Source organism: Ensifer sp. Root423, assembly GCF_001426275.1.
Lineage (GTDB): Bacteria > Pseudomonadota > Alphaproteobacteria > Rhizobiales > Rhizobiaceae > Ensifer > Ensifer adhaerens.
In genome coordinates, this window is sequence record NZ_LMEG01000028.1 from 20689 (window position 1) to 29102 (window position 8414).

The 8414-nt window shown below is 60.6% G+C and carries 9 protein-coding genes; all 9 read left to right on the forward strand.

Annotated features, from left to right (window positions below; all coding sequences use genetic code 11):
* The first annotated feature begins 51 nt into the window (after nt 1-51).
* The 9 genes from ASD01_RS23005 to ASD01_RS23040 all read left to right on the forward strand — a co-directional run bounded on the left by ASD01_RS23005 (nt 52) and on the right by ASD01_RS23040 (nt 7457).
* Complete coding sequence (locus ASD01_RS23005) at nt 52-732, forward strand: GntR family transcriptional regulator (protein WP_034800404.1); 681 nt, start codon at nt 52-54, stop codon at nt 730-732.
* 76 nt (nt 733-808) lie between these two features.
* Complete coding sequence (locus ASD01_RS23010; RefSeq protein WP_034800406.1) at nt 809-1549, forward strand: SDR family NAD(P)-dependent oxidoreductase; 741 nt, start codon at nt 809-811, stop codon at nt 1547-1549.
* Between the two features lie 198 nt (nt 1550-1747).
* On the forward strand, nt 1748-2800 hold the full coding sequence (locus tag ASD01_RS23015; protein WP_082566398.1) for an ABC transporter substrate-binding protein: 1053 nt from the start codon (nt 1748-1750) through the stop codon (nt 2798-2800).
* A 90-nt stretch (nt 2801-2890) separates the two neighbouring features.
* Entirely contained in the window at nt 2891-3970 is a 1080-nt protein-coding gene (locus tag ASD01_RS23020; RefSeq protein ID WP_060520185.1) for an ABC transporter ATP-binding protein, read from the forward strand.
* A complete protein-coding gene (locus ASD01_RS23025; protein ID WP_034800410.1) occupies nt 3967-5145 on the forward strand; it encodes an ABC transporter permease in 1179 nt (392 codons plus the stop codon). The genes ASD01_RS23020 and ASD01_RS23025 overlap by 4 nt, the downstream gene beginning before the upstream one ends.
* 2 nt (nt 5146-5147) lie before the next feature.
* Nucleotides 5148-5930, forward strand: coding sequence for an ABC transporter permease (locus tag ASD01_RS23030; protein WP_060520183.1), 783 nt, complete (start codon nt 5148-5150; stop codon nt 5928-5930).
* Nucleotides 5931-5971: 41 nt separating this feature from the next.
* Nucleotides 5972-6277, forward strand: a complete 306-nt coding sequence (locus ASD01_RS34955) for a helix-turn-helix domain-containing protein (RefSeq protein ID WP_348272357.1) — start codon at nt 5972-5974, stop codon at nt 6275-6277.
* A 276-nt stretch (nt 6278-6553) separates the two neighbouring features.
* Nucleotides 6554-6850 carry an SIS domain-containing protein gene (locus tag ASD01_RS23035; protein WP_246802832.1) on the forward strand — a complete coding sequence of 99 codons (297 nt, stop codon included), beginning with the start codon at nt 6554-6556 and terminating at the stop codon, nt 6848-6850.
* 22 nt (nt 6851-6872) lie between these two features.
* Nucleotides 6873-7457 (forward strand): tyrosine phosphatase family protein, encoded by a 585-nt coding sequence (locus ASD01_RS23040; RefSeq protein ID WP_034800416.1) that lies wholly within the window; start codon nt 6873-6875, stop codon nt 7455-7457.
* Nucleotides 7458-8414 lie beyond the last annotated feature (957 nt).

Consider the following 8414-nt stretch of genomic DNA (forward strand, 5'->3'; position numbering starts at 1 on the left):
AGCGAAAAAGATGCATCAAGTATCTTGTTATTCCATTTTTGGACGAATTCCATGCCTCAATTCACGTCACTGGATCATGAGAACCTCAACAGCGTCGTTTATGGTGCGTTGTGCGATGCGCTTATCCAGGGCCGGTTCCAACCCGGCGATCGGCTGAAGATCCGGGATCTGGCAGAGCAATTCGGCACAAGCGTTACGCCGATCCGCGACGCGATCCTTCGGCTTGCCAATGACGAGGCGATTATCTTCCGCTCGCCGCGTGACATCCGCATCCCGGGCTTGAGCGAAAACCGCTACCGCGAGATCCGCGCAATACGGGTGCGCCTGGAGGGACTGGCCGCGGAGACTGCGGCTCAGGTGGCGACGAGCGCGGATATCGAAGCGTTGGAGCGAATCTTGCGCGAAAACGAACAAGCAATCGAGGCCGGCGACCGACTGAAGGGTACGCAACTCAACCAAGCCTTCCACTTCCTGCTGCCGCAGATCGCCGGACTGCCGGTGCTGAACAGCATCCTGCGGCGGCTCTGGCTGCGGATGGGGCCACACATTTCCGATGCTTACATAGAGGGCGGACGGGCTATGATTGACCACCACTACCCGGTCGTCGAAGCCCTGAAGCGGCACGATCCCGCCGCCGCTTCGATGGCAATCGTCGACGACATCCTGCTCGGCGGCAAGCCGATCCTCGAGCGCATCGAACGGGGCAGCGAGCCGGAGGCGCGCCGGGCTTAACGTCGCTTGGAATAGGAGACTTGCAATTCATGGGCAGCCTATTACGATGCATCAAACATCAAAAGGAAGCGCTCCGATGACCGATGATTGCCGGTACATGTTGCTGACGGGGGCGAGCCGCGGGATCGGGCACGCAACGGTCAAGCTCTTTCAGTCGAAGGGCTGGCGCATTCTCACCGTTTCTCGCCAGTCTTTTTCCGAGGAATGTGCCTGGCCGTCCGCACGCGAGAGCCATATCCAGGCGGACCTTGCCGATCTCACGCAGATTGACCGCCTGGCTGCGACCGTGCGCGAGCGCCTACCGAACGGCCGCCTGCATGCCCTCGTGAACAATGCGGGCATTTCGCCGAAGGGACCGGGCAAGAGTCGCCTCGGTGTGCTGGATACCGATGCCGATGTCTGGACGCAGGTACTCAACGTAAATCTTGTGTCGACCGCTTTGATCGCCCGCGCGCTCATGCCGGAACTGGAAGCGGCGAAGGGCTCGATTGTCAATGTTACGTCCATCGCAGGCTCTCGCGTCCACCCTTTTGCAGGCGTTGCCTATGCGGCGTCCAAAGCGGCGCTGGCCTCACTGACCCGCGAAATGGCGCACGAATTCGGCCAACGCGGCGTCAGGGCGAACGCCATCGCGCCGGGCGAGATCGAAACGTCTATCCTGTCGCCCGGAACCGATGAACTGGTGGCGGCGGAAGTGCCGATGCGAAGACTGGGCGAACCGCGCGAAGTAGCGGAGACCATCTACTTCCTTTGCACCGAGCCATCGTCCTACATCAACGGCGCGGAAATCCACATCAACGGAGGGCAGCACGTCTGACAACGGTCAAATCGGGAAAAACCCGTTGGCCTGCAATGACTAGAATGCATCCATCGGTTGAAACGTCCAAGGGAGAATGGGCGCAAAGACCGGTGAGGCCGCAGCCACCGCCGCAAACGGGACGGGGACAACGGTCTGCATGGGATCGTCATCGGAGCCGCAAGCGGCTCTTTCACAAACGAAGAAAAGGGGAATGCCATGAAGACAATCTTTCAATCGGGTGTCCTGGCGGCGGCTGCCGTCGTTCTGTCGGCGGGCCTTGCTGTGCCGGTTTTCGCGCGAGATCTAACAGTCGTTTCATGGGGTGGAAACTATCAGGATGCCCAGCGCAACATCTACTTCAAACCGTTCTCCGAAAAGTCCGGCAAGCCAGTGCTCGACGAAGCCTGGGACGGCGGCATCGGCGTCATCCAGTCGAAGGTCAAGGCCGGCGCACCGAACTGGGATGCGGTGCAGGTGGAAGCCGAAGAACTGGCGCTCGGTTGTGCCGACGGTCTTTATGAAAAGATCGACTGGGACAAGATGGGCGGTAAGGACAAATTCCTCGAATCTGCGGTCAATGACTGTGGTGTCGGCGCCATCGTCTGGTCGACGGCCATCGCCTATGACGGCGACAAGCTGAAGGAAGGCCCGACTTCCTGGGCGGACTTCTGGAACGTCGAAAAGTTCCCCGGCAAGCGCTCGCTGCGCAAGGGCCCAAAATACACGCTGGAATTCGCGCTGCTCGCCGATGGTGTCTCCAAGGATCAGATCTATGACGTTCTCGGTACAGAGGAGGGGGTCGCCCGCGCCTTCAAGAAACTCGACGAATTGAAGCCTAACATCGTCTGGTGGGAATCGGGCGCACAGCCGTTGCAGTTCCTCGCATCGGGCGAAGTCGCTATGACTTCGGCATACAACGGCCGCATCACCGGCATCAATCGGTCGGAAGGCAAGAACTTCAAGGTCGTCTTTCCCGGCAGCATTTATGCCGTCGATAGCTGGGTCGTGTTGAAGGATGCGGAGAACAAGGAGGCTGCGCAGGACTTCATCGCTTTTGCGAGCCTGCCGGAAAACCAGGCGAAACTGCCGGAATTCGTGGCATACGGTCTGCCGAACAAGGAGGCTGCGTCCAAAGTACCGGCGGAATTCTCCAAGGACCTGCCAACCGATCCTGCCAACATGACAGATGCCATCTCGCTCAATGTCGATTTCTGGATCGACAATGCCGAGACGCTGACGCAGCGCTTCAACGCCTGGCTCGCCCAGTAAGAACATCCGTGGTGAAGGGCGCTCCACCGGGAGCGCCCGTTCCTGGATGGCTGGGTGCGTTTCTTGAGGACGCATCCTTCGCCTTTAGCGATGGAGTCTTCCGTGGCCGAATACATTCGATTTGACCGCATTACGAAATTCTACGGCCCGCTTTGCGTGGTTGAACATCTCGATCTCGGCATCGGGAAGGGGGAGTTCGTCAGCCTGCTCGGCCCGTCCGGCTCGGGCAAAACGACGCTTCTTATGATGCTCGCTGGCTTCGAGCAGCCGACCGCGGGCGAGATCCTTCTCGACGGAACTGCCATCAATAAGGTGCCCACCTACAAGCGGGACATGGGTGTTGTCTTCCAGAGCTACGCGCTCTTCCCGCACATGTCAGTCGGCGAAAACATCGCTTTTCCGCTCCAGATGCGGGGTATTGGCAAGGCGGGGATCGATGAGCGCGTCAAACGTGCACTCGACATGGTGCAGCTTTCAACCCTTTCCGACCGACGGCCCTCGCAGCTCTCGGGTGGCCAGCAGCAGCGCGTGGCGCTGGCCCGGGCGCTTGTCTTCGAACCGCGTGTCGTGCTGATGGACGAGCCACTCGGCGCGCTTGACAAGCAGTTGCGCGAGCAGATGCAACTCGACATCCGCGATCTGCACCGCCGCCTCGGCCTAACAATCGTTTTCGTTACACATGACCAGTCCGAAGCGCTTACGATGTCGGATCGCGTCGCCGTCTTCAACAAGGGCAAGATCGAGCAGATCGGGACACCCCGCCAGGTCTACGACGAGCCGGCGACGCGCTTCGTCGCCGAATTCATCGGCGAGACCAATCTCGTCGAAGGTGTCGTGGAAACCGTGCAAGGCGCGGAAGCGACTGTGCGTCTTCGTTCGGGGGCACAAATTGTGTCGGCGGTTTCCGGCAGCGTCGCTTCCGGCCAATCCGTCTTTCTCTCCATCCGTCCGGAACGGGTCGATCTCAGCGAGACGCGCAGTGAGGGTCGAAACGTCTTGGAAACGGAAGTTACGGATTCCGTTTATCAGGGCGATCATTTGCGCGTGCAGTTGCAGAACGCCACTCACCCGCTGATCGCCAAACTCGGCAGAAGGTCGCGCGAGTTTCCGCCAGGCACCAAAGTCTTTGCGGCGTTTTCGGCCGGCGATTGTCGGGTCATTGCGCCATGAGTGGAGTCTCCTCCCGCACTGGACGATCGCTGCTTCTTCTGGCGCCGCTGCTCTTTTTCCTCATCGGCTTCTTCCTTTGGCCGCTCTTCAGCATGATGGCGCAGTCCGTGTCGGATCCGGCCGTGTTGCGGCTGCTGCCACGCAGCGCGGAAGTTCTGGCCGATTGGGACCGTAAGTCTCCACCCACCACACCCATGCAGATGGCGCTGATGGAGGACCTGAAGTCCGTCGACGACGATCAGGCGCTTGGTGACATGGTGCGGCGTCTCAACAGCGCCCGCTCCGGTTTTCGCACGCTGATGGGGAAGACGACGAGTGCATTGAAAGATACGGCGAACCCACCCGCCGACCTCGTTTCCATCGACAAACGCTGGGAGAAGCCGGAGTTCTGGCTGGCGATCGCAGATGCGCTCTCGCCCTATACCGACCGCAACCTGCTTGCCGCCGTCGATCTTGGTCGCAATGCGGCTGGTGATATCGAGCATCTGCCGCCAGACCAGTCCGTCAACGCCGTGATCCTCATGCGCACCTTCTGGATAGCCGCGCTCGTCACCTTCGCATGCGCCTGTATCGGCTTTCCGTACGCAATCATCGCCGCTTCGCTCGAGGGTTGGAAGCGTGATCTGATGCTTGGCGCCGTGTTGTTGCCGCTGTGGACGTCGCTTCTGGTGCGCACCGCGGCCTGGTTCATCCTGTTGCAGGAGCAGGGTCTCATCAATGATCTCCTGCGCGCCATCGGCCTCATAGATGCGCCGCTGACACTGATCTTCAACCGCACCGGCGTCATCATCGCAATGACCCATGTGTTGTTGCCGTTCATGGTGCTGCCGATCTATTCCGTGCTCATCACCATCCCGAAGAACTTGATGCCGGCCGCCGCCTCGCTCGGCGCGCGCCCGCTGCGCGCTTTCCTGCGAGTGCTGCTGCCGCTAAGCCTCAGGGGTGTGGCGTCCGGCGCTCTGCTAGTGTTCATCTCTGCGATTGGCTATTACATAACGCCGGCGCTGATTGGCGGACCGGGCGACCAGATGATCTCCTCGATCATCGCCTTTTACGCCACGGGATCGGCGAATTGGGGCATGGCCGGTGCGCTCGGGGTCGTACTCCTGGTCGCAACTCTACTGCTCTACAGCGTCTACTCACGGCTCTCCAGCGACGAAGTTGGGGGGCGGTGACCATGCCGATGAAAATCGCCAAGGCCACCTTCGCCACGCTGACGATCCTCTTCCTCGTCGCGCCACTCATTGCCATCCTGCCGCTCGCCTTCACCTCGAGCGTGATCCTCACCTATCCGATCCCGTCGTGGTCCCTACGCTGGTTTGAGGAACTCTTCTTCGCGGACGCCTGGCGGCGGGCAATCGTCAACAGCCTGATCATCGGCACGGGCACGACCTTGCTCGCAACCGCGCTTGGTACGGCCGCGTCGCTCGGCCTGCGCAACCGCCTTCTTCTCTTTCGCGGTTCGATGCGCACACTTTTCCTGCTGCCCATGGTGGTGCCGGCCGTCGTGCTGGGGGTCGGCATGCAAGTGCTGCTGGCGGGTTTTGGCCTTACCAACAGTTACATGGGCGTGATCATCGCCCACACGGTCGTTGCGGTGCCCTTTGTGGTCGTGAGCGTCACCGGCGCGCTTGCCGGCATCGACCAGCGCGTCGAGCTTGCGGCCCAGAGCCTCGGTGCTTCGCCAACGACGGTGTTCCGCCGGGTCACCCTGCCGCTCGCCATGCCGGGCGTACTCTCTGGCGCGGTGCTCGCCTTTGCGACGTCGTTGGACGAAGTCGTCCTCACGCTCTTCGTCGCAGGCCCGAACCAGCGGACGTTGGCGCGGCAGATGTTTTCCAGCATCCGTGAAAACATCAGCCCTGCGATCGCTGCGGCGGCCTTCCTCTTCATCGCGGGGACGGTTTTGATCGGGCTCGTTGTGGTTGTGTCGCGGTCCTTGATTGCGAAGCGGCGCTAGGAGACGGGAAGCACAGCGCTCCCAGCATCTCACCGCAGACGGTGTCGAACTCTGCAGGATTGCGGTGCGGCGGCTTGCATTTCCCGGACGCAGTACGTGACCTCCGCAGAGGCATAGGTCTCAGCCAGCAGGAGTTTGCCGAGATCGTCGGCCTCACTCGTCGGCAGATCGCGGAAATAGAAGTTGGCGGTGCGAACCCAAGGTTGGAGACACTGGAGAAAGTCGGCCGGGGGGCTTGGTCGTTGGCTTCGTGGCGAAGCCAGAGCCGGACCCTAGTCTGCTATCCTCGGAATACACGGTTTGAATTCCGTCCGATTAAAAGTGAAATCTCGTCTAAATCAAAGTGAGGCTCACCCACGTTCACAACCTTCACATTCGCCGGATTAAATTGATGCTCAAGCGGAACGCAGTACGGGGCATCCGGCCCATCCCCTTTCGGATGTTGAAGGTCCTGCCACGGCCCTTTTTCCGCGCTTCCCGTGACGCGAATTCCTCTTTTCCCCCACAGCGCGGCGCTATGCTGAAAGCTCTGATACGCTTCATCCCCGGCTCGTTTGCAATGCTGTCACAGCTTCGCCGTCCTACCCATCTTCACTGGCATGAATTCCGATCCAACGTTGCAGATGGTTTCCGCACCGCGCCCGACGGGAGAAGACGTGCTTTTCGTGCTCTCCTTCTCGGGCCGAACGAGCTATCTTATTTCGAACATCGAGATTGCCAAGAAGGCCGGCGCACGTATAGTTTCCATCTCTCCGGGCGGCTCCGTCGTCGCCTCCCTCGCCGATGGAAGCATCAATCTCAACGCCTACCGCGCCTCGACCCATCCGCTCATCGTGCCGACCGGCCGCGCCCCGATGTATGTGATGCTCGACGTGCTTTTTGCCCTGCTCGCGCGCAAGTGCGAGGCAGACACGCTATGAACCGGATGCAAGGACAATCGACATGGAAACGACCTTTTCGCCAGTGCTGACCGTTTGCGGGATCGACGAACTACCGGGCCAGAGCGACAGGAAGGTGACCCACGTCCTGTCGATCGTCGATCCGGAGCTGCCGGAACTTGAGGCGTTTGGCGGTTACGGCGCCCATCACCGCACGACCTTGCGCTTCCACGACATCATTGCAGCCGTACCTAACCGGGTGATGCCGCGCCCCGACCATGTCGAGGCGATCCTTCGCTTCGGCAACGACTTCCTGGAGCGCGCAGATAAGCAGGCGTCGAGCCACGTTCTGGTGCATTGCCATATGGGCGTGTCGCGATCGACCGCCGCGATGCTGGCCCTGATGGCGCAGGCAAACCCGGACGAGCCGGGCGAGAGCCTGTTTGCCCGTCTTGTCGCCATCCGTCCGCAGGCCTGGCCGAACTCGCAGATGATCGGCTTTGCCGATGAACAGCTCGGCCGCGGAAGCGACCTCACCACGGCGCTGCGCCGCCATTACGGACGACAGATCAAAAGCCGCCCCGAGTTCACCGAATGGATGACCTCCCTCGGTCGCGAGGCGGAGTTGAAGATGGCCATGCTCGGCTGACGTCGACCGCTGGCTCGTAGACCTTTTGAAGGATCTTTCGTGGCCGTTCGATGATCATGCGATCCGCGAGCTTGAAGGCGGCCCCGCCCTCTGCGGCCGCGACCTCAGCTGCGTCGCGCACCGAGCGGGCCTAGGCGTCTCGCTGACGCCGCCACATACCCAGGCATCGACTAGTCGCATATTCTCGATCAGATCAGGCGAGCAATCGACGCTGACGAGAGGGCACGTTTAGAAAGGGAAGGGGCTCTTTTCGGGAGCCACCATTGGGTGGGGGAGCACGGCTCCCACATCGTCAGCGCCGCCCACACTTTCGCCCGCGTGTATATAACGTCATGGTGACGCGGGCGGCTTGCGGTTGGGATGCTCGCATCGTTTGATGCAGTTTATCGTCTCTGACGCGGTGACCGCTTCTTTTGCGCGACTCCTTAGCGAAATCGACCTTCTTCGACGTGCCATCAGCCCTTCGAGGCGAGATCGAGCAACTTCGCTCGCAGAAGATCATGACCTTCTCATGCCAGAACCTCGGCCTGTAGCGAGCCCATTTTCTCAGAGATGTTCGAGACCCATGCTGTCGGCAACATCCACATCGGCCGCCTGTTGGAGAGGCAGGCAAATGGGAGGCGGCTCATCACCAGGATCAGTACCCCGTATTTGAGCGGAGCTGCTTGCCGGGGGCGTGGGCCCGGTTGCTGAATAATCGCCGCCGCTTGCCGAACCTCCTGGAACGATCGATTTCCGCCCGTTTACGCGGGCGGAAAGTGGCTGCTGCTGCCTGTGGATAGAAATACTGTTTAATTTCAATGTGTTGTGAGATTTATGTCGGGCCCATGAAAATCCCTGTTGACGTGTCGGATGTGTGGGGTCTATAAGCCCGATCACTGACGAGGGCGGCGGCGCTGCTGGCGACGACGACCTTCGCTCTAGAGTTTCCTGATTGGCTTGGTGCTGATTGAGGGG

Bases quoted from the DNA above. Each gene is read 5' to 3' on its own strand.
- ASD01_RS23005 (WP_034800404.1), top strand. From the start codon at position 52: ATGCCTCAATTCACGTCACTGGATCATGAGAACCTCAACAGCGTCGTT.
- ASD01_RS23010 (WP_034800406.1), top strand. From the start codon at position 809: ATGACCGATGATTGCCGGTACATGTTGCTGACGGGGGCGAGCCGCGGG.
- ASD01_RS23015 (WP_082566398.1), top strand. From the start codon at position 1,748: ATGAAGACAATCTTTCAATCGGGTGTCCTGGCGGCGGCTGCCGTCGTT.
- ASD01_RS23020 (WP_060520185.1), top strand. From the start codon at position 2,891: ATGGAGTCTTCCGTGGCCGAATACATTCGATTTGACCGCATTACGAAA.
- ASD01_RS23025 (WP_034800410.1), top strand. From the start codon at position 3,967: ATGAGTGGAGTCTCCTCCCGCACTGGACGATCGCTGCTTCTTCTGGCG.
- ASD01_RS23030 (WP_060520183.1), top strand. From the start codon at position 5,148: ATGCCGATGAAAATCGCCAAGGCCACCTTCGCCACGCTGACGATCCTC.
- ASD01_RS23035 (WP_246802832.1), top strand. From the start codon at position 6,554: ATGGTTTCCGCACCGCGCCCGACGGGAGAAGACGTGCTTTTCGTGCTC.
- ASD01_RS23040 (WP_034800416.1), top strand. From the start codon at position 6,873: ATGGAAACGACCTTTTCGCCAGTGCTGACCGTTTGCGGGATCGACGAA.